This is a genomic window from Nonomuraea sp. NPDC049758 (assembly GCF_040674635.1).
In the GTDB taxonomy this organism is placed as follows: Bacteria; Actinomycetota; Actinomycetes; order Streptosporangiales; family Streptosporangiaceae; genus Nonomuraea.
In genome coordinates this window covers 1-22,259 of sequence record NZ_JBFAMZ010000005.1, presented here as the reverse complement: position 1 = coordinate 22,259, position 22,259 = coordinate 1, and the positions used below count along the sequence as shown (strand labels likewise).

Sequence of the window (22,259 nt, the reverse complement as noted above, 5' to 3'; positions counted from 1 at the left end):
TAGTGTGTAAAGAAAAGTGTGCATAGATTCCTTTGCAAAGATAGGCTTGCACAGTGACAGACGGCAAGGGCTTTTCCGCCCGTACCCTCGACGCGAAGGCGCTGAAGTCGTTCGCGCACCCGCTGCGGCTGCGCATCTACGAGCTGCTCGACGAGCACGGCCCGGCCACCGCCACCGGCCTGGCCGGCCTGCTCGGGCAGAACACCGGGGCCACCAGCTACCACCTGCGCGAGCTGGCCCGCCACGGCATGATCGAGATCGCGCCCGAGCTCGGCCGGGGCAAGGAGAAGTACTGGCGGATCACGCCCGGGGGCTTCAGCTTCGGACCGGCGAAGGACAACCCCGAGGAGGTCGACGCCGCGCTGAGATTCCTGCTGGACGACATGGTCCGGCAGCGCGGCGCGGAGCTGACCCGGTGGCGGGAAGGCGCGCTGCGGGCTCCCGAGGAATGGGTTCAGGCCGGCGTGTTCGCCCGCCGCTCGCTGCGGCTCACCCCCGAGGAGACGGCCGACCTGCGCGACCGGGTGCTGGAGGTGCTGGACCGCTTCCGCCGCCTGTCGGACGGCAGGGACGCCCCCGCCGACGGCGCCCACGTCGTCGTGCACTTCGACGTCCTGCCGCTCGGGGCCACGGGCGACCCGCCCGCGCAGGACCGGTCCTGACCCCTGCGACGCGCGGCGCCCCCGTCCCCGGAGGGACGGGGGCGCCGTGGCCGGACGGTCAGGAGAGCAGGCTCATGGCCCGCTCGACGGTGCCCTCGGGCGCCTTGGCGGGCGAGCCCGCGTCGAACGGCGGCTGCGGGTCGTACTCGATCGCGAGCTGCACCGCCTGGGCCGTCTCGACGCCGTCGGCCTGGGCCAGCAGGGTCAGGGCCATGTCGATCCCGGCCGACACCCCGGCGGCCGTCACGATCTTGCCCTCGGTGACGACGCGCTCGCCCGCCGGCTCTGCGCCGACGCCCGCCAGGCCGTCCAGCACCGCCCAGTGGGTGGTCGCGCGCACGCCCTTGAGCAGCCCCGCCGCGCCCAGCACGTACGAGCCGCTGCACACCGACGTCGTCCACCGCGTGTGCTCGTGGGCCTCGCGCAGCCAGCCGAGCAGCGCCTCGTCCGACATCGCCTCCAGGGTGCCGGGCCCGCCGGGCACGATCACCACGTCGGGACGCGGCAGGTCGGCGTAGGAGGCGGTGGCGGCGATCGACAGGGTGCCCTGGTCGTCGGTCACCGGCCCCACCTCCCCGGCCACGAACGTCACCGTGACGCCGGGCGCGAACGCCAGCACCGTGTAGGGGCCGACCGCGTCGAGAGCGGTGAAACGGGGATAAAGCGGGATTGCCACATGCATGGTGTCATTTCTCCTTCGACTGGAATCTGCGGCGGTGCTCGCCCGGCGACACCCGCCAGTGGCGGCGGAAGACGCGGTAGAGGGTCTCCGGCGTGCCCAGGCCCGCCTCCCTGGCCACGGTCTCCAGGGGGTGCCCGGTGACCTCCAGGAGGCGTCTGGCGGCGTCGGCGCGGCTGCGTTCGACGTACCGGCCGGGTGGCAGGCCGGTCTGCTCGGTGAAGACGCGGGAGAAGTGCCGTTCGCTCATCCCGACGCGCCGGGCGAGCGCGGGCACGCTCAGGTCGGCGGCCGGGTTGGCGTCGATGTAGCCCTGCAGCTCCCGCAGGGGGAGGCTGCGCGGCGTCATGGCCCGCATCGGCGCGCTGAACTGGCTCTGCCCGCCCGGCCGGTGCAGGTAGACGACGAGCCCGCGGGCGACGTCGCGGGCCAGCTCGTGGCCGTGGTCCCTGGCCACCAGCGCGAGCGCGAGGTCCACGCCGGACAGCACGCCCGCCGAGGTCCACACGTTGCCGTCCTCGATGTAGAGCGGGTCGGGGTCCACCTCGACGTCGGCGTAGCGGTGGCGCAGGTCGTCGGCCGACAGCCAGTGGGTGGTGGCCCGGCGGCGGCCGAGCAGCCCGGCCTCGGCCAGCAGGAAGGCCCCGTTGCAGACCGAGGCCACCCGTCCCGCCCGCGCGGCCAGAGCGGCGACCGCCCCGACCAGCGCGCGGTCCTCCAGCTGCCGGGGCACCGACAGCCCGCCGGCCACCATGAGCGTGTCGATCGGCCCCGACACCTCGCCGAGCGCCCCCGCCATGACGGTGACCCCGTTCGACGCGCTCACCGCCCCCGCCGCCACACCGGCCACCTCGACCCGGTAACCCCGTCCCCGGGCGATCAGGTCGGCGGTCGCGAACACGTCCGCCGGCCCGGCCATGTCCAGCAACTGGAAGCCCGGGAAGACGACGATCACGATCCGTCGCTGCATGCCTTCATGCTGGTCGCGGCCCTGCATTGGCGTCAATGACACAAACCTTGCACATTACGCCACCCGCTCCCGCCTGCTGGCAGTGGCGGGTTACACTTATTACAGATATCGAGGGTCGGAGGTGGTCATGCCCCGCAGCGGCGTCCTGGCCGGCGCGACGCGCGTCGAAGCCGACAGCGGTGACCGCAAGCTGCTCGAACATCTGGAGGCGACGGCTGCCGCAGGGAACGCGTCGCTGGTGCTGCGCGGGCCGGACGGCACCGACCTCGTGCTGCCGCGCTCGTTGGTCAGGCTCCTGGTCGCCGCGGCCCACGACCTCGGCAAGGGACACGCCGTCTGGGCCCTGCCCGCCGAAGTCCTGTTGAGCCCCAACGAGGTCGCGGAGTTGCTCGGCCTGTCGCGTCCCTTCGTCGTGCGACTGCTGGACGAGGGCGAGATCCCCGCGCAACGTCTTCCAGGCAGCCGCCATCGTGTCGTTCGCCTGGAAGATGTCCTGGAGTTCCAGGATCGCCGGGAGCGTCGCGCCGAAGCCCGTCGCAGGATCATGGAGGTCGCCGAGGAGGCGGAACTACCCTACTGATCTCCCGAGGGATGTTGGCTGATGGCGCGGGTCTTCGTCGACACCAACGTGCTGTTCCCGTTCTCGCTGATGGACCTCATGCTCGCGCTGACCGAGGACGCCGTGCACACGTGGGTCTGGAGCGATCACCTGCTGTCAGAATGGGAACGTGTCATCGTGCGCGAGCAGCACCGCTCTGCCCATGCGGCGGCGCGCATCGGGGAGGTGATCCGTGAGTTCTTCGCCGACAGCCGGATCTCCGAGGACGACTACAAGCACCTGATCGATCAGATGGAGGGCCCCGACCTCGACGACCGCCATCATATGGCTGCCGCGATAGCGGGTCGCGCCCGGACTCTGGTCACCTGGAACGTCACGGACTTCCCGGCGTCGTTCCTCGGCCGCCACGGGGTGAGCGTCAGCACTCCCGATGCGTACCTGTGCTCGCTGCTGAGCCGCAGTTCGCGTGAGGTGCTGGGCGTGCTGGCCCGGATGGCGGCGGGGAAACGCCGTCCGCCCATGACCACGTACGACGTCCTCACTGCGCTGGACAGGGCAGGGGTTCCCGGCTTCGCCAGAGGAGCGCGGAATTTGCTGACGATCGTAGAGGGCGGTTTCTGATGAGAATTGGAGACGGCCGGCACCCCTGTGGGGGTGCCGGCCGTGGCTCTTGGGGGCGTCAGCCCATGTGGGGGTAGCGGTGGTCGGTCGGCGGGACGAAGGTCTCCTTGATCGTGCGGGCGTTCACCCAGCGGATCAGGTTGAAGATCGAGCCGGCCTTGTCATTGGTGCCCGAGGCGCGCGCGCCGCCGAACGGCTGCTGGCCCACGACCGCGCCCGTCGGCTTGTCGTTGACGTAGAAGTTGCCCGCCGCGAAGCGCAGCCGCTCCGAGGCCGCGGCGATGGCGTACCGGTCCTGGGCGATGATCGAGCCGGTCAGCGCGTACGGGGCGATGCCCTCCATCTGGTCGAGCACCGTGTCGAAGTCGCGGTCCTCGTAGACGTGCACGCCGAGGATCGGCCCGAAGTACTCCTTGACGAAGATCTCGTCCGTCGGGTCGGCGCACTCCAGGATGGTCGGCTTGACGAAGTAGCCGACGCCGGAGTCGTAGGAGCCGGTGAGCACGTCGATGTTCGAGGCGGCCCGGGCCCGGTCGATGGCGTCCTTGTGCTTGGCGAAGGCCCGCTCGTCGATGACCGCGCCCATGAACGTCGACAGGTCGGCTGCCACGTCGCCCACGGTCAGCGACTCGGCCACGCCCACGAAGTCGTCACGCATGCGGTTCCACACCGAACGCGGCACGTACGCCCGCGAGGCCGCCGAGCACTTCTGGCCCTGGTACTCGAAGGCGCCCCTGACGAGGGCGGTCGAGAGCACCGCCGGGTCGGCCGACGGGTGGGCCAGCACGAAGTCCTTGCCGCCGGTCTCGCCCACCAGGCGCGGGTAGCCGTGGTAGGAGGCGATGTTGGCGCCGATCGTGCCCCACAGGTGCTGGAAGGTGGGGGTCGAGCCGGTGAAGTGCACGCCGGCCAGGGCCGGGTGCGTCATCGCGACCTCGGAGACGGCCTGCCCGTTGCCGGTGACCATGTTGATCACGCCCGGCGGCAGCCCGGCCGCCTCCAGCAGGCGCATCGTGTGGTGCGCGGCGAGCTGCTGCGTCGGCGACGGCTTCCAGACGACAACATTGCCCATCAAAGCGGCAGAAGTCGGCAAATTTCCGGCGATGGCGGTGAAGTTGAACGGCGTGATCGCCAGCACGAACCCCTCAAGGGGCCGGTACTCCATCCGGTTCCACACGCCGGGCGACGAGATCGGCTGGTCGGAGTAGAGCTGACGGGCGTAGGTCACGTTGAAGCGCAGGAAGTCGATCAGCTCGCAGGCCGCGTCGATCTCCGCCTGCTGCGCCGACTTCGACTGGCCCAGCACGGTGGCCGCGTTCAGCGTCTGGCGCCACGGGCCGGCCAGCAGGTCGGCGGCCTTGAGGAAGACCGCGGCCCGCTCGTCGAAGGACAGCGCCCGCCAGGCGGGCGCCGCCCGCAGGGCGCTGTCGATGGCGTCCTGCACGTCCTGAGCCGTAGCGTCGTTGGTACGGCCCAGGACGGAGGCATGGTTGTGCGGCTGCACCACGTCGATGGGCGCGCCGCCGCCGAGCCGCTGCTCGCCGTCGATGGTCATGGTCAGGTCGACGGGGGAGCCGGCCAGCTCCTTGATGCGGTCCTCCAGTGCCGAACGCTCGGCGCTGCCCGGCGCGTAGCCGAGCACGGGCTCGTTCACGGGGACGGGGACGTTGCTGATGGCATCCATTTACTTACCCCCAAGGGCACGAAGGAAGAAGGCGACGTTGGCGGGGCGCTCGGCCAGCCGGCGCATGAAGTAGCCGTACCAGTCGTCGCCGTAGGGGACGTACACGCGGACCGTGTGGCCGGCCCCGGCCAGGGCCTCCTGCCGGTCGGTCCGGATCCCGTAGAGCATCTGGAACTCGTGGTCGCCGAGCGTGCGGCCGAAGCGGTCGGCGAGCAGCTCGGTGATGGAGATCAGCCGGTCGTCGTGCGTGGCCACCATGGGGTAACCCTTCCCCGCCATGAGGATGCGCAGGCATCGCACGTACGCCTTGTCCACGGCCTGCTTGTCCTGGTGCGCGACCGAGGCGGGCTCGCGGTAGGCGCCCTTGACCAGCCGGACGCGCGAGCCCTCGTGGGCCAGGTCGCGGCAGTCTTCCTCGCTGCGGAACAGGTAGGCCTGGATCGCCACGCCGGTGGACGGGTAGTCCTCGCGCAGCTTGCGCAGGATGCCCAGCGTCGAGTCGACGGTGGTGTGGTCCTCCATGTCGAGCGTCACGGTCGAGCCATTGGCCGCGGCGGCGGCGCAGATCTCGCGGGCGTGCTCCAGGGCCATGCCGTCGTCGAGCCGCTGCCCGACCGCCGACAACTTGACCGACACCTCGCCCCGGGTGCCGAGCTGGAGCGGCTTCAGCGCCTCCAGCAGCGTCACGTACGCCTGCGCCACGGTCTCGGCGGCGCGCGCGTCGCGCGTCTCCTCGCCGAGGTGGTCGACGGTCACGGCCAGGTTGGCGTCACGCAGCCGTTCGATGGCGTTCCGGGCCTCCTGGACGCTCTCGCCCGCGACGAACCGGTCCACCACCTTGCGGGTGAGCGGAAAGCCTGACACGGAACGGCGCACGACGCCGCTCCCGGAGGCGGCAAGGAGCAGTTGACCCAACATGCCTCAAGTCTAGAAAGCCCAGGTCAGAGGGGGCCATGAACGCGCGTAACGATCGATGTGGCAGGCTGTCATACAAATGCACAACACGTCCGACCTTCAGGAAATCGTCGACGAGATCGCCGCCACGCTCGGGGCGTCCGCGACGCTGGAGGACCGTTCGTTCCGGCTGCTCGCCTACGGCGCCCAGCACGGCGACATCGACACGGTCCGCCAGGAGTCGATCCTGCGCCGGCGCGCCACCGGCGAGGTGCGCGACTACTTCGAACGCTATGGCATCGCCAGGGCCGGCGGCCCGGTCAGGATCCCGGCCGACGCCGAGCTCAAGGTGCTGGCCCGGGTCTGCTGGCCGCTGCGGCACGGCGAGGTCACCTACGGCTACCTGTGGCTGCTGGATTCCGGCAGCCTCGCCGACGAGGCGCTGCGCCGCGTCGCGCCGCTGGTCGCCAGGGCCGCCGCGGCGCTCGCCCAGGAGGCCAGGAGCCGCCAGGACCTCGGCCGCGGCCTGCTCGCCCTGCTCTCCGCCGACCCCGAGGAACGCGCCGCGGCCTCCATCGAGGTCCCCGGCCCGGTCACCGCGGTCGCCGTGCGCGAGTCCAGCGAGCGCGTGGCCGCCCTCTGGACGCTCCCGCGCGGCGTGCTGGCCCGCACCGGCTCGCCCGTCGCCCTGCTGGCCCCCGCCCACCTGGCCGGAGAGGTCGCGCAGACCCTGCAGAGCGCGTACGGCACCGCCGCCGGCATCGGCGCCCCCAGGAACGACCCGGCCGAGGCGTGGCAGAGCTGGCGCGAGGCCCGCCAGGCGCTGCGCATCGCCGAGCACTTCCCCCGGCACGCCCCCATCGCCCGCTGGCAGGACCTGGGCGTGCACCGCCTGCTGGCCCGCCTCGGCCGCGCCGACCTGCGCGAGCTGGCCGCCGAGACCGCCGCCCTCGACGCCGAGCTGGCCCAGACGCTGGAGGTCTACCTCGATCTCGGCGGCCACGCCCAGAAGACGGCCGCCGAGCTGGGCGTCCACCGCCAGACCCTCTACTACCGCCTGGGCAAGGCCGAACGCCTCCTGCACCGGGACCTGTCCGACGGCGACGACCGGCTGACCGTGCACCTCGCGCTGAAGGCGGCCAGGCTGCTGCCTCAGGACAGCCGGTAGACCTTCACCCAGTCCACGTACATCGACACCGTCGCGGGGGTGGAGGAGTCGCGGCAGCGCGGCTCGCACACCACGTCGTTCTGCAGCGCCAGGCCCATGCGGTCGCCGTCGGGCACGTACGGGCCGCGGTAGTCCCACACCTTCCTGCCGTCCAGCCAGAACGTCAGCCGGCCGGGCAGCCAGTCCACGGCGGCGGTGTGCCAGCGGGTGAAGTCGGCCCGCAGCTGCCGTTGCGCCCGGCCGCGCCCGCCGTGCACGAAGATGCCGCCGCCCTGCCGGCGCGGGTCCACGATCTCGGCGAAGTCGACCTCGGCGTAACCGTCGCCCTCGCCCTGGGCGGTGGGCCACAGCAGCGCGACCGGCGTGTAGCCGTTGCCCGCCTCGGCCCTGAACCGCACCTCCCACCTGCCGTAGCGCTGGGTGAGCCGGGTGGCCACGCCGCCGGACAGATCCTTGCCGCCGTACCGGCCGCCCTTGAGGCGCAACATCCCGCCTGCGACCGTGGCGGCCCGGCCCGTACGGGGGTTACGGGCCGCGTCCGGCGAGTGGTAGACCATCCACCTGCCCGTGTCGACCGAGGAGCCGTCGAAGTTCTCGACGAGGACGGGCGCGCCCCACCTCGACGTCTCCGCCTGTGCGCTCTGGGGCAGGGCGAGGGCCGTGATCAGCGCCGCCACCGCCGCCCGCTTCGAACCGCGAGTAGACATGCGGACCATCGAAGCAAAGATCTCACTCCGGTAACAAGGGCCCCTTCCGGACAAGCTCCGGGAACGGCGAGAGGCGGGCGGCTTCCGCCGCCCGCCTCCCGCGCGGTCTCCGTCAGACGCAGGCCGACTCGTAGACGCGGACCAGTTCCTGGCTCACGCGCTCCCAGGAGTAGCGCGAGCGCGCCCGGTCGGCGCCGGCGTACCCGAGCGCGGTGCGCAGCGTCGGGTCGCACAGGATCTCGCGGGCCAGCCGCGCGGTGCGCGCCGGCCGGTCCGGCGGGACCAGCAGGCCGGTCACGCCGTCGATCACGGAGTCGAGGTGGGCGCCCACGGCCGAGGCGATCACCGGCACGCCGCAGGCCATGGCCTCCAGCGCGACGACGCCCGTCGCGGCCTCGCGCGGCACCGACACCACGGCGTCCGCGCTGCGCATGAGCTTCGGCACCGAGGCCCGCTTGACCTGCCCCAGCAGCGTCACCCGGTCGGCGACGCCGAGCTGCTCGGCCAGGGCGCGCAGCCGGCGCGCGTCCCTGTCGTCGTCCAGTTCCTCGGGCTCGGGGCCGCCGGCGATGACCAGCTCGACGTCCGTCAGCCCCTGCAGCGCCCGCACCGCCGTGTACGCCCCGCGCTCGGGGGACAGCGGGCCGACGTGCAGCAGCCGCTTGCGGGCGCCCTTGGTGGCGATCGCCCCGCGCCGCTGGAAACGCTCGGTGTCCACACCGTGTGGCACGATCGCGATGTTCCCGCGCGGCACGCCCAGCCTGATCAACGCCGACTCCTCGTCGCCCGAGCCGGCGATGACCGCCTTGGCCCGGCGTCCGAGCGCCCGCTCCAGCTTCTGGTGCGCGGCGTCCACGGTGTGGAAGGTCTGCATGACCGGAACGTCCAACCCCTTGGCGCCCGCCACGGCGGCGAGCCCCCCGGTCCACGAGTGGGCGTGGATCACGTCCGGGCGCTCCTGGTTCCAGCGCTTCATGAGGTGCTCGCCCACGTCGTTCAGGTACGGCACGACGTCCTCGGGCGTGAGGTCCTTGGCCGGGCCCACGTCGATCTGCTCCAGAGTGACCCCCGGGGCCACCCGCGTCTTGGGCTTGCCCTCGGCGTCGTCACGGCGGGAGTAGATGGTGACGTGGTGTTCGCGGCCCAGCTCGCGCGCTACGGAGAGAATACGGTGGCGCTGGTTTCCCTTGGCGGACGCGACGATCGCAATATTCATGGCACACCTCAGCGTGGAAAAGCCTTCAAGGTGTGCCTGCGTCTTAGGCACGTTGTTCTACGGAAAGACAATACCCATGTTTAGCCGGATAGCAAACCCCCGCAGATCAGACACCCTTGAGGGCCAGGACGACGATCTCGTCCCACACCTGGCCGCCCGAGAAGGCGTGCCGGTCAGCCTCCACCGCCTTGACCACGGTGGCCGGTGACTGGCCCGCGCAACGGCCCAGCACGTCGGCCAGCCGCTCCTCGCCGTACGGCTCGCCGGCGTCGTTCCTGGAGGAGATCAGGCCCTCGGAGTAGAGCACCAGCGTCTCCCCGACGGAGACGGTCAGCTCCTGCACGCCCGTCTCGGCCACAGGGGAGATGCCCATCGGCACGCCGCCGCCCGCCGCGAAGCGCACGTTGCCGTCGGGCTGCAGCAGCGCCGCCGGATGGTGACCGGCCGAGGAGAGCTGGATCGTCCGGCCCTTGACGAACCCCACCACGGCCATCACGAACATGCCCGTGCCCTGCGCCACCAGAGCCTCGTTGACCTTGCGCATCACCAGGTCGGGATGGGACTCCCAGGTGCTGAGCACCCGCAGCCCGCCGCGCACCATGGCGCTGACCGAGGCCGCCTCCTCACCCTTGCCCGCCGCGCCGCCCAGGGCGAACCCCCAGCCGCCCGCGACCGGGAACACGTCGTAGAACTCCGCGCCCACCGACGCACCCGGATGGTAGACCGCCGACGCCTCGTAGCCGGGTACGTCGGGCAGGTTGCGCGGGGCCACGCTGGCCGACAACGCGTCGGCGGCCCGCGAACGGCTCTGGAAGCTCGACTGGGCGCGTACGGCCAGGCCGAGCTGCATCCCGACGTCCTGCAGCACGCCGAGGTCGGCCAGCGAGAACGGCGGCCGGTCGTGCGTGCGCACCAGCGTCAGCACCCCGTCGGACTGCCCGATCGGCACCGACAGCAGCGAGCCGGCGCCCATCGCGGTCAGCAGCGGCCCGTCGGCGGTGAAGCCGAGCAGCGACTCGTCGTCGACCATCTCGTGCACCACGCCCGAGCCGCGCTCCAGCACCTGCATCACCACCTGGCTGCCGGCCGGGTCGGCCGACTCCACCAGCCGCACCAGCTCGCCCAGCGGATGGTTCTTCGGCGCCACCACCACCGAACGCCGCGGCAGCCCGTCGCGCACCAGGTCGGCGATCACCCAGTCGGCCCACTCGGCCGCCAGCAGGCGCGTCGTCCGCGGCAGCGCCACCGGGCGCAGCAGCGCCTCCTCGTCCAGCAGCAGCCCGCCGACCCTGGCCAGCAGGTCCTGCCGTTTGGACGCGGCCAGCAGCAGCGCCCCGTCGGACTGCTCGGGCCGCCGCCCTCCGGGCTCGGGGAGCTGCACCTCGGTGGGCAGCGCCACGGCCGCCACCATCTGCTGCGGCTCGCCCGGCATCGTCACCCGCGTCAGCGCGAGCTGCACGGTGTGCGTCCGCCCCTGGTGCGCCAGCCGCGTCTCGAACGCCGACGGCTGCCCGGTCTGCAGCACCGAGTTCAGGTGCGAGCGGAACGCCGCCCGCCTGGAGACGTCCACCAGCAGCGGGAACGACCGCCCCACCAGGTAGCCGTCGGGGCTGCCGAGCACCCGCGAGGTCTCCGGGTTGATCCGCCGGACCACCCCGCCGCCGTCCAGCACGATCACCGGCACCGGGAAGGCCCGGAACACCTGGCGCAGCAGCTTCAGCTCCCGCTGGGTGCCGTCCTTCTTGCTCGCGGCGCGCTTGGGCGCCTTGCGCAGCGCCTCGCGCGCCTCGGCGAGCAACTCGGCGGCGGTGTCCAGTTCGGCCAGGGCCGCGTCGAGCGTGGGCGCGAGGTCGGTAGGGTAGGCGGTCCTCGCCTCACGCAAGGACGACACGCGTCCCGCCAGCGCGTCCAGAGCGTGTTCGAGGTCCGGCATGGTCATCCTTTGACGCTACGCCACCGGGGATAACGGTAGCCATAAGGGGTAGGGGCTTCTTGCTATGGAATCGACCGCGATGATCACTCCCGGGCTCGCCCGAGACCTGGCGGCGCTGGGGCGACTGGGTGAGGACACCTCCACGGAGAGCGTGTTGCGCGGCCTGACCACGGCGCTGGCGGCCGGTGTGCCCGGGTGCTCGGGCGGCTCGGCCGAACACTGGCGCGACCAGCGGGTGCTGGTCTCCGGCTCGCACAGCGAGCTGATCATGCTGGTCGAGGGCGAACGCGAACTCGGTGAGGGACCGTCCCTGGAGGCCCGCCAGAGCGGCGCCCGGGCGAGCCTGAGCGACGTGCTGAGCGACAGCCGCTGGCCCCGCTACAACGCACTGGCGACCCGCTGGGGGGTGCGTTCGGTACTGATCGTGCCCATCGAGGTGGCGCCGGCGCAGCTCATCGTCGGACTCTACTCCGTGCGCCCGGGTGCCTTCTCCCCCCAGGCCGCCCACTCGCTGGCCGACATGCTGACCGAGCAGGTCGGGGTGGCCATGGCGAACATGTGGGAGTTCGAGGAGGTGCGCACCGACGCCGCCCAGCTCCAGGAGGCCCTGGCCGGCCGGTCGGTCATCGACCAGGCCAAGGGCATCATCATGCAGACCAGCGGATGCACGGCCGAGGCCGCCTTCGAGGAGCTGCGCAGGATCTCGCAGCACCATCAGGTCAAGGTGGCCGATCTGGCCAGGCTCCTGGTGGAGGAGCACCAGCGCAAGTCGACGCGTCGCTCATAGGGCCTCAGCCGATGGCGGCCAGGGCGTCGTCGAGCGTGTCGTACAGCGGCAGGCGCTGGGCCAGCCCGGTGATCCACATCACCTTCGACTTGGAGTACTCCACGCCGACCAGCGCGAACTTCGCACGTGAGGCGAGGCTCGTCTGCCAGTGATGGACGATCAGCCCGAGTGCCCGCGAATCCATGAACGTCACCCCGGCCAGATCGAGTATCAGGTCGGCTCCGGCCAGCGACAGGTAGTCGGCGAACTGCTCACGCGTCGTGGCGTCGAGCACACCGTCGACCTTGACGACGGTGATCTCGCCGACGGGCGATGACGTCAGGCTCAGGGCGGCCACGGGCCCCTCGCCGTTTTCGGGCATTGTCACGAAGCAACCCTACTGTCACCACGCGACCGAGGAATACTTCCCGCGGCAGGGGGGAGACTGGGACCGAAGTCCAGCAGAGGGCTTCCGTCTCGAGAGTAGAGCGAGGCGTGCCTCTGCCTGGGCTTTTCTGCTGGCGGAGGCCGCCCTGCGACCCATATGAGGAGCAGCGATGGCTGTGCAGGAGTACGTCCTCGAGGAGATGACCGCGGAAGAACTCCTGGCTGAGATGGTCAGGGAAGACACACCCGACAGCCACAGGGAACGGCTGCGCGAGCGCATCGTGGAGATGCACCGGCCGCTGGCCATGGAAATCGCCAGGCGTTACCGTTACCGGGGCGAACCTCTGGAGGACCTCCTCCAGGCCGCGTACGTCGGCCTGATGAAGGCCGTCAACGGCTTCGACCCGACCCTCGGCCACGCCTTCAGGGGCTACGCGGTCGTCACGATGACCGGTGAGGTCAAGCGGCACTTCCGCGACCGCACCTGGGCCATCCGGGTCCCGCGTCTCTACCAGGAGCGACGGTCCGAGCTCAACCGGCTCGTCGCCGACCTCAGCCAGGACCTCGGCAGGTCCCCGACCGTGGCCGAGCTGGCCGCGAAGATGAACATCTCGGAGGAGGACGTCCTGCTCACCCTCGACGCCTCGGCCGCGTACAGCACGCTGTCGCTCGACGCGCCGCTCGGCACCGACGACGACGCGGCCTCGCTCGGCGACGTCATCCCCGAGGACGACGACACGCTGAGCACCATGGTCGACCGCGAGGCCGTCAAGCCGCTCATCGACGCGCTGCCCAGCCGCGAGAAGCACATCCTGCTGCTGCGCTTCTTCGGCAACATGACGCAGGCCGAGATCGCCGCCGAGTTCGGCATCTCGCAGATGCACGTCTCACGGATTCTCCGTAAGGTACTCGACCAGCTTCGCAGTGAGCTGCTGGTCGGTTAGCCGCTGGCCGGCTGCTGAGAGAAAGGCGAGTCGCCGGGTGAACGAGGACGTCGAGCCTCAGTCGGGCTACACGAGCCCGCCACCCGGCGTGCCCGTGAAGGAGCTGCGCTTCCGCCTGCCGGACCTGCCGGAGGTCCGGCAGTTCGCCGAGGACGAGGCCCGCGCCGTGGGGATGCCCGAGGAGGCGGTCGGCGACTTCGTTATCGCGGTCAACGAGGTGGCGACCAACGCGGTCACGCACGGGGCCGACCGGGCCGCCATGCGGACCTGGGTGATCAGCGGGGACCTGGTGGTCGAGGTGCACGACGAGGGCTTCTGGAAGCCGGGGCCGCTGCCGGGGGCGGTGGGGGGGATGGGGTTGTGGGTGGCGCGGCTGCTGTCCTCTGATTTCACGTTGCGGGTGGGGAGCGGGGGGAGCACCGTGATCATGAGGTTTCCTGGCAAGGGGTGACCCTCGGGGAAGCCGACTTCGGCGCCTGGCCCGGTGCGCCGGGCCTGTCTTCGTCGATCTCGACGTTGACTCTTCTTCATTCCGTGCCGCCCCGGGTCCGCCCCGGTGTTTCTGGATATTTAGCGCTATTTAGTTCTTTGGGGTGTTTGGCTGTTTCGGTGTTTCGGTGTTTCGGGTGGGAGGCCGGTCGGCCTCCCACCCTGAGCGCGCGCTCAGCGGCTGCTCACCGCTGGTTCGGCGGCTGGTCGGTAGCCTGCTCAGCGGCGGCTGCGGCCGCGCCAGTGGCCGGTCCCGCCGCGGATGCTCGCCGTGCCGACGCCTGCCTGATGCAGGGCCAGCAAGGTCAGCCCCAGCAGGACGAACGTCATGCCGGAGATCCCGCCGATCTTCACACCCACGAGGTCGAGCAGGAAGCCCAACCCGAAGATGATCGCTGCGACGACTGCGAGCATGCCGATCACCTCCTCGTTTCAGCGGACAGATTGTGGGTGGACAGCGCGAGCAGCCGCTCCAGGACGTTGCGGTAGTCGCGGAACGCCTGACGCAGGTCCTCGGTGTCGGGGGAGTCGACGTCCTTCCAGCGTTCGCGCAGAGCGCCGGTACGGCTGGTGAGGGAGTTGGTCAGCGACTCCACCACCTCGCCGACCAGGCCGTCCGCGCGCTGGATCGCCTCGGCTGGGTCGTCCACGAAGGACGCCTGGACGTCCCGCCAGCGGGCCTGCACCTCGGCGGGGTCCTGATCGAACAGGGCGACCTCCAGAGGGGCCGCGTGCGAGGGAACGTCATCGACCGGAGCGCCCTCGACGGGTGCTCCCTGGACGGGCGCTCCTTCGAGGGGAGCCCCCTCCACCGGCCGCCCGCCCTCGCCGAACTCACCGTCGGTGAGATCGTTGTCGGTGCGACGGCTGTCGGTGCGACGGCTGTCGGTGAGACCGCCGTCGGCCGTCAGCCCGTCGCGGGCCGCTCCAGCAGGGGTCAGGTCGTCACGCGCCAGATCATCGCGCGCGAGATCGTCGTCGTCCCGCTCGCCGTGAACCAGGACGTCGTCGCCCTGGGCTCGCCTGTCATGGGCCAGCTCGCCGTGAGGCCGATCGCCGTGCACCGACCTGTCCTCGGGCCGGTCGCCGTGGACCAGCACATCCTCGGACCGGTCGCTGTGCACCAGCACGTCGTCGGACCGGTCGTCGTGGCGTGCCCCGGTTTCGGACAGCACGTCCCGGGAGGTCTCGTGCCTGGGCGTCTCGTCGGCGGGGACGCCGGCGTGAGCGGGGTCGGGGTCGGGGGAGCGGTGGTCGGGATTGTGTCCCAGAGGGGTCTCGCGGTGCGGCTCGGTCGGCAGGTCGCCGGCGTCGCCGGTGCTCGCGTAGGGGTCCTTGTAGGACGGCTCGTCGTCATGGTCCCGGTCGGGGACCGTGGGGGCGTACCCGTGGCTCGCCGGGGTGTGACCGGCGTCGTTCGGGTAGCCGCCGTCGTGCCGTCCGGTGGTGTCGTCGTAACGGTCGCCGGTCCCGTCGGTGAGGTCCCGGTGCTCGTCGTCCCTGCCGGCCTCGTCCGACCGCTGCGACGGGACCTTGAGCTCGTCCTCACTTCTTCTGCTGCTGCTCATCTACGTTCACCGCCCTCGCGTGGTCTCGTGCAGCAGTTCCTCGAACAACGCGCGGTAATGAACCATGGCCTGCCGGAGCTCCTCGGTCGAGGCTTCCTTCCTGGCCGCCCGCCCGCTGATCTCGTGGGCCGTCCTGTAGTGGTCGAGAGTGGCCGCGTGCCCGACCGACAGATCGGACAGCCGCTGCTCGAAGTCGTCCGTGGGGTAGCCGCGGTCCGCCATCACCGAGGTGACGAGCTGGTCCGCCTCGGTCACCGCGAACCCGGGGGCGTCGACGAAACGCTCCTGGACCTCGGTCCACCGGTTGGCGTACGCGTCGCGCGTCTCCTCCGGCAGCGGCCGGATGTCGAGCTCGGAATGGCGCTGCTCGCGGGCGATGAGCTCCCGCTCGGCCTCACGCCGGTTGTCACTCTCGGCCACCGTACGCTCGTACTCAGGGCCGAAACGTTCGCGGAGACGGCTGCGGCGTTGCTGCTGTAGCACGACATAGCCCACTGCGGCGAGCGCCACCACCGCGACCACGACGACGGCCACCCAGATCAAGGTGGTCATTGATGTTCGCCTCCGGTCTCTGTAATGAGACCTGCGACTGCCCACGATCAAGGCCGTCGAAACTCGCGTGCTCAGTGAGCTGCAAGCCCTTTCCTGGCGGCCTCCAGCACCGTCGCGACATGCGAGCCCGCAGCTGACGCCGGAACCTCACTGAACCCCTCAGCCGCGTCGTACCGGACGTCGAGCCCCGCGTCCACGAGCCGCTGCGCCCACCGCAGCGCCGTGTTCAACCGCTCCGCCGCCGGCGGCTTCCCCTGCGCCGCCGCCGACAGGTTCCGCAGGTTGGTGGCCGGCCCGGACTGCGCGTGCACGCGCGCCAGCTTCCACGGTACGGCGGCACTGTGGTCGAGCATCGGCTTGGCCAGCCCGGCGGCCCGCTTGGCCTGGAGCACCCCCGACTCGGACACCCCGAAATGAGCGGCCAGCTCCTGCACACTCATCCCGCCGGCCACCAGCCGCGCCAGCTCCGCCCGATCAACGCTCGGCCTCCGCCCCACCACGCCCTCCGCTCCCGCTTTCCGTGTACGCGCCTGCCTCCGATGTGCGCTAAGGTTATGACGTCCCGCCCCGCAGGGGGCGGCCGACACAACCGGGACGTAGCGCAGCTTGGTAGCGCACTTGACTGGGGGTCAAGGGGTCGCAGGTTCAAATCCTGTCGTCCCGACGGTTGCGAAAGGCCGATCGACTTGGGCATAAGCCCAGGTCAATCGGCCTTTTCTCGTTCCTTGATCTTGAGAGTGATCTCCTAGGCAACTCGCAGCTGGGGACCACTTGGGGACCACGTCGCCGCCATGTGCGCGCTGAGCGCATTCCCGGCCTCGGCGATGGCGCTGAGGTCTGGATGAAGGTAGCGCTGTGTGGTCGTCAGAGACCCGTGGCCGGCGATCTTGCCAAGGACATGGACGGGGACCCCGGCGTCGGCCATCCACGTCAGTCCGGTGTGGCGGAGATCGTGACGGCGAAGATGTTCGTAGCCGAGCTGGGTGACGACCTCGTCCCAGTGCGTCGCGTCGCGCAGGACCGCGGTGCTGATGCGACCACCCCGTGGCCCGGTGAACAGTCGGGCCTCAGGATCATCAGTGTCGACGGCTGCGAGCCGGTTGGAGACGAGGCTCCGGATCTCGGCGATGATCGGCACCTTGCGGGCTCGTTTGCCCTTGGTCCCCTTGTCGGCCAGCCCGCCCGGACTCGGTGTGGTCTGCCGGCGCACTGTCCAGGTCCAGGTTCTTGTGTCGATGTCGCCGACCCGGACACCGGAGACCTCGCCGATGCGTGCGGCCGTGCACGCCGCGAAGATGACGATGTCTCCCCAGCCTTGATACTTGTCTCCGGAACGTTCCACAAGCGCCTGTGCCAGCCGTTCCAGTGCCGCGCGGTTGGGCAGCGCCAGGGCGCGCGGGTCGTCCAGCTCGTCCTCGGCCCGCTTGTACTCGTGCTGCCAGCCCGTCACGCGAGCAGGGTTGCGGTCGATGATGCCGTCGCGAACGGCCTGCTCCATGACGCGAACCAGGATGGCCAGGCTGTTCTTCACCGTGGAGCGGCTGCATTCGTCTGCGATCCATCCATGCACGACCCGGTCCACGAGGCCGTTGCTGATCATCCGTACGCCCAGGTACCCAAGAGCGGGGACCACGCGCTTGCGCCATCCCGACGTGTACGGAGCGAGAGTCTTAGGCTCCAGACCGCGCACCGCCAAGGGCATCACCCCCTCGCCGTACTCCTCGAGGGTGGAGGTGGCGGCCTTGGGGGCGATACCGCTTTTGGCCAGTTGCTCAATGGACTGGGTCCAGGCATCAGCAGCCTCTTGCGTGGTGAACGCCTCGGACTTGGACAGGCGCTGTCGCGTCGCCTGATCCCGCCAGCGCACTCGAGCCCGATAGGGCGAGACCTTGTCGGGCCGGTACTCGATGTCGATGGAGAGGGGCACTCCCATGGGCGGGAGTACCTTGGCCGAGGTCATCACGCCACCTCGGTCGGATCGATGCGGTGCTTGGCCAGCCATTGCTGAAGGTCGTGGACGCTGTAGAGGGTCAGGCGCGTTGTGAGCCGGACGAAGGGAGGCCCCTGCGGCGGCTTGGCCGAGCGCCAGCGGCGGAGGGTTGACGGGTCGACGGTGAGAATGGCTGCGACTTCCTCGGTCGTGCGCCAGAGGTGTGGCGCGTCGTTGTTCTGCGGGTCTTCGGCGGGAGTTGTTTGGAGGTCAGCGTTCTTCGATGGCACAGGTCCTTTGCTCCTTGGGAACGATGGCGCGAGGTGTTTCGCGCGCCCCGTCGTGCGGCCGTCTCATCCGTTGTCCGACGGCGTGCGGGGGATCTTCAGGTTAGGGGCCTGAACTTGATTCGGGAGGCCCTGAGCAGGCCCTTTGTGACTACTCGGTTAGGTTGCGGCCAGTCTTGGCCCGAGTCCGAGAGGGACTTCCCGACAGGGTGTGAGCGTGCTTAATGCTTGGATGCGCGATTGGTCGGTGGATCAGCCTCTGGAAGATGCCTCCGAGGTCGTCCACGACAGCTTGATCCGGGTCGGGACCGTCGCCGCTGGCCGCGGGTGACACCCGAGGATCTAACGGGCATGTCAGTGCTCGTCACGGGCGAATAGATCCTGGCGGTCGCCGTTACCGTCTCCGTGCTCAGCGCCTGAGGCGTCGCGTCGACGGTCAGGGCCGTGCTCGCGGCCAAGGGCATCGCGTCGTCGTGCCTACTCCAAGCCGGGGGGGTGGGGTCGGGCGGGCTGCCCCGGCGGCGGATCCCGACCATCATGCTTGCGATCGACGCGGTCGCTTCCCACGTGCGCGCACCTACCGACCGCGCAGGGCGAGGGGGCAGGACAATGGCTCAGAACAATCCCCGCTTACAGCGCGTTCTCTGAAACCCCTATTAGCGCGAGCGAGTTGTCTGTCCAGAAGGTGGGAGCCTGCTCAATTCTCTGACCAGGAACGTCCTTCTCCTTCCTCACAATAGAAGGCTTTCTCGCCGGAGATCGCGGCGATGGCGGAACGCGCTCGGTTCCAAACGTATGGGCGCAGTAGCTCGGCTGCCTCAGCTGCCGTGGTGAACCGAAATTCAGACAGCTCAGAGTCGACGATTCGGAGGGCACTGACCCGATCGCTTGGCAATACCCCTCCGTCGAAAATGAACATGAGAGAGTCATCCCAAGGTCCGTGTGGAGGTACCCAATCCACCACGAGGAGTTGGCCGATCTCCAAATCCAAGCCCAGTTCCTCTTTGATCTCACGTTGCGCTGCGGCAGCGGGGGGCTCGTTGGCTTCGGCCATGCCGCCAGGTAGATCCCAATCAGGTTTATAGGACGGATTCACGAGGAGAATTCGTCCGAGCTCGTCGCGAATCAGTACATCCGCTCCAACTCTCTTGCGCGCCTGGCGCGCGTTGCCTTCAGCAAGGTAGGCGTTCCATGCTCTGGGATCACGCTCGTACAGCGGTGCGTCCGGGTTCACGATGAGAGTCTCCCCACTGATACAACCAGTAACGCTCGCGAAGGGCACTATCGAGGATTCGGAGTGTGTCCGGCACTGAGACGTGCTTCTCATGGACTTGCAACTCCCTGCGCAGATCGGCCAGTTGTTGAGCGATGACGAACGAGCTCAGTGACCGAGTGTCCTCCACCGCCTCCTTTGCCCGTGCACACGCTTCGTCGACATGGTCTTGCGCGAGCATCACCTGAGCCAGGAGAAGTTGGCTGAGAGCTCGGCTGCGTGTTCGGTCCCGCGCTCGAAGCTCCAGCGCTCGGCTTCCCTGCCGTTGTGCTTCGCCCAGTTGTCCCAAGCTCAGCATCGCCCGTGCCGTGTCCAGCGCCAGAGTGCCCTCGTCGAACGGTCCCGCCCAGGGTGAGTGACTAGTCGCTTGCTCATAGGTCAGTGCGTCCTCGGCCCGGATCAGAAGCCGAGCGCAGGCATTGGACTCGCCCATGACCGCATGGGCGCGCGCGGCCATAGAGAGCAGACGTGCCTGCATCCTCGGGGCTGTCGTGCGACTGCCCAGCCTCGCCGTTCCCAGCTGGGCGAGCCGGATCGCTTCCTCAGCCTGTCCGCGATGCCGCGCGAGGTGGCTCATGCTGCCCATGATGTGGGCTTCGAGCTGCAGGTCCCCGCTGGTCTTGGCGAAGTCGAGCGCGCGGCAGAAGTGCCGGTCGGCGATATTGTCCTTGCCCGCATCATGAGCCATCCAGCCGGCCATCTCGGTGAATGCCGCCGCGGCAACGAACGCCCGCGGTCCGTCGGATCCGCCGAAGAGACGCGGCGCGATGTCAGCTTGGAGGTAGCCGAGAACACTGGCATAGAGATGGCCTCCGCCTACCTGCCGGTCAGCTTGCCGAAGGGAGCGCATCTTTCCGAGGTCGTTGTCGGTCTCCAGAGACAGACACGGCGCGCTAGGTTCGGCGGTCGCCGCGAAGAGGGTCGCCTCGTCCAGTTGGAATGCGGCGCAGTACAGCAGGCGATAGCGCTCACTCATCAGGGCAATGGAGCCGGATTCCCACCGGCGGATGGAACGAACGAGATCTCCGTGCTCGGGCAGATCATGTCGGTCCTCGCCGGCCGCCTCTCGGAGTTGTCTGGCCATGGCGTGGGTGTCCCATTTGCGGGCTTTACGTTCCGCCCGAATTCGGATCGGCCAGAACAATGGGTGGTCGGCCATGTCCGCCTCCTTGTCCGCCCGGTGCTTCGCTTGGGCCCTGGGCGTCTCATCTTCGCTGTTCAGCGGCAAGATTGCAGTCCTCGCCGCAGTTGTTGTCCGGTTTGTGTGGGACATGAGGAACGGGTTGCCGGGACTCGGTGGTGGTTGGACAACCTTCTGCAGAGGGGGCAGCTTTCGAGAAGCGTCTCGGGCGCGATACTTCTGTCAAGTCCATGCAGAGGGGACAGGCCCGGGATGACCTGGGGGAGAAGGTCAGGGACCACCCGCAGATCGGCAACGGACGTACGGGTTGTCCGCACAAGCTGATCCCCGCATCAGGAAGCGCGGCATGCTGGACAGCGTGGCGCCCGCTCCAGGTGAATCCCGCCCTGTAGTCCGCTTCGAGCACGTCTTCGACATGGTCCTCGCCTTCTTCCAAGGCCAGGTCGTCCCAACACAGAGCCCAACGGCGCACACCCCCCGGACAGTTTTCCGCGTGGCCGTCCAGCTTCACGAGGGCAAGCAGTCCCTCTCTCAGGACAGCCACGATGACGCCCTGTCGGCCGAGAAGCTGATCTCGGTACGCCCGCGCCCTGCCATGGCTGTGCAGGACGTCCACGACGGTCACCCGCATACCGATCTTCTGATGGGCGCTGGTCATGGCCTGTCCTGACAGACTCGCTCTGGAACAAGAACACGGTCCGGCGAGCACTGGTGATCGCTCCAGGCCCGGCGTTGTGCGTATGCGGAGAGTCGAATCAGCTGCACAGAGGCTGCAGACAGGCAGTGATGAGAGGACGTGTGTGTCATTCCGACAAGCAGAGCAAGGGCGGATTCAACTGATCGTCGCAACACCTTGATCCTGAGGAGCATGTTGTGGCGCAGGGAAGGGCGCGTGCGGCGATTCAGGCTGGTCGGCCGCCGCTTCGGTCACCGGGGCGGCCTCCGGTCAACCGGCGCGAGGAGAAGCAGCGGTTCTGGCGCCTGATCGCCGAGGGGAGGTCGAGTGAGGAGGCCGCTGTCGCGTGCGGCGTGTCGATGCCGTTGGGGCCGCGGTGGTTTCGTGAGGGTGGCGGCATGCCGCCGATCAGCCTGGAGCCACTGTCGGGTCGCTACCTGTCCTTCGCCGAACGCGAGGAGATCGCCCTGCTGCCCGCCAAGGACCGCGGGGTGCGGGAGATCGCCCGCACTCTGGGACGTGCCCCGTCGACGATCTCGCGGGAACTGCGGCGCAACGCGGCGACTCGCGGCGGCCGCCTGGACTATCGGGCCTCGGTCGCGCAGTGGCACGCCGACCGGCAAGCGCGCCGGCCCAGGAGGTGCAAGCTCGCCGACAACGACCGGCTGCGGCAGTACGTGCAGGACCGGCTGGCCGGCACGGTCCGCGCCCCGGACGGCAGCGAGATCGAAGGGCCGCAGGTCCGCTGGATCGGGCGACGGCATGGGCGCCGCCAGGACCGGCGCTGGGCGACGTCATGGAGTCCGGAGCAGATCGCGAATCGGCTGCCGGTCGACTTTCCTGAGGATGAAACGATGCGGATCTCGCACGAGGCCATCTACCAGGCCCTGTATGTCCAGGGCCGCGGCGCGTTGCGTCGCGAGCTGACGGCCTGCCTGCGTACAGGCCGGGCGCTGCGAGTGCCCCGGGCCCGGACCCGTGGCCGGGGCAAGAAGTTCGTCACCGACGAGGTACTGATAGGTGCGCGGCCCGCCGAGGTCACCGATCGGGCGGTGCCTGGGCACTGGGAAGGCGACCTGATCATCGGTCTGGGACAGCTCCGCGATCGGCACGCTGGTCGAGCGCACTACCCGGTACACAATGCTGCTGCATC

General features: G+C 69.6%; 24 protein-coding genes, 1 tRNA gene and 1 pseudogene. 10 read left to right on the top strand and 16 right to left on the bottom strand.

Going from position 1 to position 22,259, the window contains the following annotated elements; genetic code table 11:
* The first annotated feature begins 53 nt into the window (after positions 1 to 53).
* Positions 54 to 662 (top strand): helix-turn-helix domain-containing protein, encoded by a 609-nt coding sequence (locus tag AB0J46_RS14380; protein WP_364331022.1) that lies wholly within the window; start codon positions 54 to 56, stop codon positions 660 to 662.
* Between the two features lie 58 nt (positions 663 to 720).
* Here the strand turns inward: AB0J46_RS14380 and AB0J46_RS14375 are convergent, their stop codons facing one another.
* Both AB0J46_RS14375 and AB0J46_RS14370 read right to left on the bottom strand, forming a co-directional pair.
* On the bottom strand, positions 721 to 1,344 hold the full coding sequence (locus AB0J46_RS14375; protein ID WP_364331019.1) for a DJ-1/PfpI family protein: 624 nt from the start codon (positions 1,342 to 1,344) through the stop codon (positions 721 to 723).
* 4 nt (positions 1,345 to 1,348) lie between these two features.
* Entirely contained in the window at positions 1,349 to 2,311 is a 963-nt protein-coding gene (locus tag AB0J46_RS14370; protein WP_364331016.1) for a DJ-1/PfpI family protein, read from the bottom strand.
* Between the two features lie 127 nt (positions 2,312 to 2,438).
* Here AB0J46_RS14370 and AB0J46_RS14365 point away from each other — a divergent pair, with 127 nt between their 5' ends.
* Together AB0J46_RS14365 and AB0J46_RS14360 are read left to right on the top strand one after the other, a co-directional pair.
* Positions 2,439 to 2,891 carry a helix-turn-helix domain-containing protein gene (locus tag AB0J46_RS14365; RefSeq protein WP_364331013.1) on the top strand — a complete coding sequence of 151 codons (453 nt, stop codon included), beginning with the start codon at positions 2,439 to 2,441 and terminating at the stop codon, positions 2,889 to 2,891.
* Between the two features lie 21 nt (positions 2,892 to 2,912).
* Positions 2,913 to 3,491 (top strand): PIN domain-containing protein, encoded by a 579-nt coding sequence (locus AB0J46_RS14360; protein ID WP_364331010.1) that lies wholly within the window; start codon positions 2,913 to 2,915, stop codon positions 3,489 to 3,491.
* Positions 3,492 to 3,549: 58 nt separating this feature from the next.
* Here AB0J46_RS14360 and pruA read toward each other — a convergent pair whose 3' ends face one another.
* Both pruA and AB0J46_RS14350 read right to left on the bottom strand, forming a co-directional pair.
* Entirely contained in the window at positions 3,550 to 5,175 is a 1,626-nt protein-coding gene (pruA, locus tag AB0J46_RS14355) for an L-glutamate gamma-semialdehyde dehydrogenase (protein WP_358293699.1), read from the bottom strand.
* Positions 5,176 to 6,093: a proline dehydrogenase family protein gene (locus AB0J46_RS14350; RefSeq protein WP_364331007.1), complete on the bottom strand. Its 918-nt coding sequence runs from the start codon at positions 6,091 to 6,093 to the stop codon at positions 5,176 to 5,178. It lies immediately after the preceding gene.
* 76 nt (positions 6,094 to 6,169) lie between these two features.
* On the opposite strand from AB0J46_RS14350, the gene AB0J46_RS14345 reads away from it, so the two are divergent.
* Entirely contained in the window at positions 6,170 to 7,237 is a 1,068-nt protein-coding gene (locus AB0J46_RS14345) for a helix-turn-helix domain-containing protein (RefSeq protein ID WP_364331004.1), read from the top strand.
* Here AB0J46_RS14345 and AB0J46_RS14340 read toward each other — a convergent pair.
* The 3 genes from AB0J46_RS14340 to AB0J46_RS14330 all read right to left on the bottom strand — a co-directional run bounded on the left by AB0J46_RS14340 (position 7,222) and on the right by AB0J46_RS14330 (position 11,099).
* Positions 7,222 to 7,944 (bottom strand): glycoside hydrolase family 16 protein, encoded by a 723-nt coding sequence (locus AB0J46_RS14340; RefSeq protein WP_364331001.1) that lies wholly within the window; start codon positions 7,942 to 7,944, stop codon positions 7,222 to 7,224. The two genes, AB0J46_RS14345 and AB0J46_RS14340, sit on opposite strands and share 16 nt — an antisense overlap.
* A gap of 112 nt (positions 7,945 to 8,056) precedes the next feature.
* Positions 8,057 to 9,160 (bottom strand): glycosyltransferase, encoded by a 1,104-nt coding sequence (locus AB0J46_RS14335; RefSeq protein WP_358293693.1) that lies wholly within the window; start codon positions 9,158 to 9,160, stop codon positions 8,057 to 8,059.
* A 106-nt stretch (positions 9,161 to 9,266) separates the two neighbouring features.
* Positions 9,267 to 11,099, bottom strand: a complete 1,833-nt coding sequence (locus tag AB0J46_RS14330) for a SpoIIE family protein phosphatase (RefSeq protein ID WP_364330998.1) — start codon at positions 11,097 to 11,099, stop codon at positions 9,267 to 9,269.
* Positions 11,100 to 11,157: 58 nt separating this feature from the next.
* Between AB0J46_RS14330 and AB0J46_RS14325 the strand changes: the two genes are divergently transcribed.
* Positions 11,158 to 11,880, top strand: a complete 723-nt coding sequence (locus AB0J46_RS14325; protein WP_364330995.1) for a GAF and ANTAR domain-containing protein — start codon at positions 11,158 to 11,160, stop codon at positions 11,878 to 11,880.
* A gap of 4 nt (positions 11,881 to 11,884) precedes the next feature.
* Here AB0J46_RS14325 and AB0J46_RS14320 read toward each other — a convergent pair whose 3' ends face one another.
* A complete protein-coding gene (locus tag AB0J46_RS14320) occupies positions 11,885 to 12,241 on the bottom strand; it encodes an STAS domain-containing protein (protein ID WP_358294288.1) in 357 nt (118 codons plus the stop codon).
* A 175-nt stretch (positions 12,242 to 12,416) separates the two neighbouring features.
* Here AB0J46_RS14320 and AB0J46_RS14315 point away from each other — a divergent pair, with 175 nt between their 5' ends.
* On the top strand, positions 12,417 to 13,190 hold the full coding sequence (locus AB0J46_RS14315; protein ID WP_352330971.1) for a SigB/SigF/SigG family RNA polymerase sigma factor: 774 nt from the start codon (positions 12,417 to 12,419) through the stop codon (positions 13,188 to 13,190).
* Positions 13,191 to 13,227: 37 nt separating this feature from the next.
* Complete coding sequence (locus tag AB0J46_RS14310) at positions 13,228 to 13,641, top strand: ATP-binding protein (protein ID WP_352330973.1); 414 nt, start codon at positions 13,228 to 13,230, stop codon at positions 13,639 to 13,641.
* Positions 13,642 to 13,898: 257 nt separating this feature from the next.
* On the opposite strand, the gene AB0J46_RS14305 is transcribed toward AB0J46_RS14310, so the two are convergent.
* From AB0J46_RS14305 to AB0J46_RS14290, 4 genes are all read right to left on the bottom strand, one after another.
* Positions 13,899 to 14,093 (bottom strand): hypothetical protein, encoded by a 195-nt coding sequence (locus tag AB0J46_RS14305; RefSeq protein WP_358293688.1) that lies wholly within the window; start codon positions 14,091 to 14,093, stop codon positions 13,899 to 13,901.
* Between the two features lie 5 nt (positions 14,094 to 14,098).
* Positions 14,099 to 15,247 (bottom strand): hypothetical protein, encoded by a 1,149-nt coding sequence (locus AB0J46_RS14300; RefSeq protein WP_364330990.1) that lies wholly within the window; start codon positions 15,245 to 15,247, stop codon positions 14,099 to 14,101.
* 6 nt (positions 15,248 to 15,253) lie between these two features.
* Positions 15,254 to 15,799 carry a hypothetical protein gene (locus AB0J46_RS14295; protein WP_358293686.1) on the bottom strand — a complete coding sequence of 182 codons (546 nt, stop codon included), beginning with the start codon at positions 15,797 to 15,799 and terminating at the stop codon, positions 15,254 to 15,256.
* A 71-nt stretch (positions 15,800 to 15,870) separates the two neighbouring features.
* Positions 15,871 to 16,239, bottom strand: a complete 369-nt coding sequence (locus AB0J46_RS14290) for a hypothetical protein (protein WP_357993900.1) — start codon at positions 16,237 to 16,239, stop codon at positions 15,871 to 15,873.
* Positions 16,240 to 16,389: 150 nt separating this feature from the next.
* Between AB0J46_RS14290 and AB0J46_RS14285 the strand changes: the two genes are divergently transcribed.
* Positions 16,390 to 16,463: transfer RNA gene (locus AB0J46_RS14285), tRNA-Pro, on the top strand.
* An 81-nt stretch (positions 16,464 to 16,544) separates the two neighbouring features.
* On the opposite strand, the gene AB0J46_RS14280 is transcribed toward AB0J46_RS14285, so the two are convergent.
* The 4 genes from AB0J46_RS14280 to AB0J46_RS14265 all read right to left on the bottom strand — a co-directional run bounded on the left by AB0J46_RS14280 (position 16,545) and on the right by AB0J46_RS14265 (position 20,517).
* A complete protein-coding gene (locus tag AB0J46_RS14280) occupies positions 16,545 to 17,759 on the bottom strand; it encodes a site-specific integrase (protein WP_364330986.1) in 1,215 nt (404 codons plus the stop codon).
* A complete protein-coding gene (locus AB0J46_RS14275) occupies positions 17,759 to 18,019 on the bottom strand; it encodes a helix-turn-helix domain-containing protein (protein ID WP_364330983.1) in 261 nt (86 codons plus the stop codon). The genes AB0J46_RS14280 and AB0J46_RS14275 overlap by 1 nt, the downstream gene beginning before the upstream one ends.
* A 694-nt stretch (positions 18,020 to 18,713) precedes the next feature.
* Complete coding sequence (locus AB0J46_RS14270) at positions 18,714 to 19,250, bottom strand: NUDIX hydrolase (protein ID WP_364330980.1); 537 nt, start codon at positions 19,248 to 19,250, stop codon at positions 18,714 to 18,716.
* Positions 19,219 to 20,517, bottom strand: coding sequence for a hypothetical protein (locus AB0J46_RS14265; RefSeq protein ID WP_364330977.1), 1,299 nt, complete (start codon positions 20,515 to 20,517; stop codon positions 19,219 to 19,221). The genes AB0J46_RS14270 and AB0J46_RS14265 overlap by 32 nt, the downstream gene beginning before the upstream one ends.
* 259 nt (positions 20,518 to 20,776) lie before the next feature.
* Here AB0J46_RS14265 and AB0J46_RS14260 point away from each other — a divergent pair, with 259 nt between their 5' ends.
* Complete coding sequence (locus tag AB0J46_RS14260) at positions 20,777 to 21,100, top strand: hypothetical protein (protein WP_364330974.1); 324 nt, start codon at positions 20,777 to 20,779, stop codon at positions 21,098 to 21,100.
* 404 nt (positions 21,101 to 21,504) lie between these two features.
* A pseudogene (locus AB0J46_RS14255) lies at positions 21,505 to 22,259 on the top strand (IS30 family transposase); the annotation flags it as partial.

Excerpts from the sequence above, each read along its gene's own strand:
- AB0J46_RS14375 (WP_364331019.1), bottom strand. The coding sequence starts at position 1,344 with ATGCATGTGGCAATCCCGCTTTATCCCCGTTTCACCGCTCTCGACGCG.
- AB0J46_RS14370 (WP_364331016.1), bottom strand. The coding sequence starts at position 2,311 with ATGCAGCGACGGATCGTGATCGTCGTCTTCCCGGGCTTCCAGTTGCTG.
- AB0J46_RS14365 (WP_364331013.1), top strand. The coding sequence starts at position 2,439 with ATGCCCCGCAGCGGCGTCCTGGCCGGCGCGACGCGCGTCGAAGCCGAC.
- AB0J46_RS14360 (WP_364331010.1), top strand. The coding sequence starts at position 2,913 with ATGGCGCGGGTCTTCGTCGACACCAACGTGCTGTTCCCGTTCTCGCTG.
- pruA (WP_358293699.1), bottom strand. The coding sequence starts at position 5,175 with ATGGATGCCATCAGCAACGTCCCCGTCCCCGTGAACGAGCCCGTGCTC.
- AB0J46_RS14350 (WP_364331007.1), bottom strand. The coding sequence starts at position 6,093 with ATGTTGGGTCAACTGCTCCTTGCCGCCTCCGGGAGCGGCGTCGTGCGC.
- AB0J46_RS14345 (WP_364331004.1), top strand. The coding sequence starts at position 6,170 with ATGCACAACACGTCCGACCTTCAGGAAATCGTCGACGAGATCGCCGCC.
- AB0J46_RS14340 (WP_364331001.1), bottom strand. The coding sequence starts at position 7,944 with ATGTCTACTCGCGGTTCGAAGCGGGCGGCGGTGGCGGCGCTGATCACG.
- AB0J46_RS14335 (WP_358293693.1), bottom strand. The coding sequence starts at position 9,160 with ATGAATATTGCGATCGTCGCGTCCGCCAAGGGAAACCAGCGCCACCGT.
- AB0J46_RS14330 (WP_364330998.1), bottom strand. The coding sequence starts at position 11,099 with ATGACCATGCCGGACCTCGAACACGCTCTGGACGCGCTGGCGGGACGC.
- AB0J46_RS14325 (WP_364330995.1), top strand. The coding sequence starts at position 11,158 with ATGGAATCGACCGCGATGATCACTCCCGGGCTCGCCCGAGACCTGGCG.
- AB0J46_RS14320 (WP_358294288.1), bottom strand. The coding sequence starts at position 12,241 with ATGCCCGAAAACGGCGAGGGGCCCGTGGCCGCCCTGAGCCTGACGTCA.
- AB0J46_RS14315 (WP_352330971.1), top strand. The coding sequence starts at position 12,417 with ATGGCTGTGCAGGAGTACGTCCTCGAGGAGATGACCGCGGAAGAACTC.
- AB0J46_RS14305 (WP_358293688.1), bottom strand. The coding sequence starts at position 14,093 with ATGCTCGCAGTCGTCGCAGCGATCATCTTCGGGTTGGGCTTCCTGCTC.
- AB0J46_RS14300 (WP_364330990.1), bottom strand. The coding sequence starts at position 15,247 with ATGAGCAGCAGCAGAAGAAGTGAGGACGAGCTCAAGGTCCCGTCGCAG.
- AB0J46_RS14295 (WP_358293686.1), bottom strand. The coding sequence starts at position 15,799 with ATGACCACCTTGATCTGGGTGGCCGTCGTCGTGGTCGCGGTGGTGGCG.
- AB0J46_RS14290 (WP_357993900.1), bottom strand. The coding sequence starts at position 16,239 with ATGAGTGTGCAGGAGCTGGCCGCTCATTTCGGGGTGTCCGAGTCGGGG.
- AB0J46_RS14280 (WP_364330986.1), bottom strand. The coding sequence starts at position 17,759 with ATGACCTCGGCCAAGGTACTCCCGCCCATGGGAGTGCCCCTCTCCATC.
- AB0J46_RS14260 (WP_364330974.1), top strand. The coding sequence starts at position 20,777 with ATGCTGGACAGCGTGGCGCCCGCTCCAGGTGAATCCCGCCCTGTAGTC.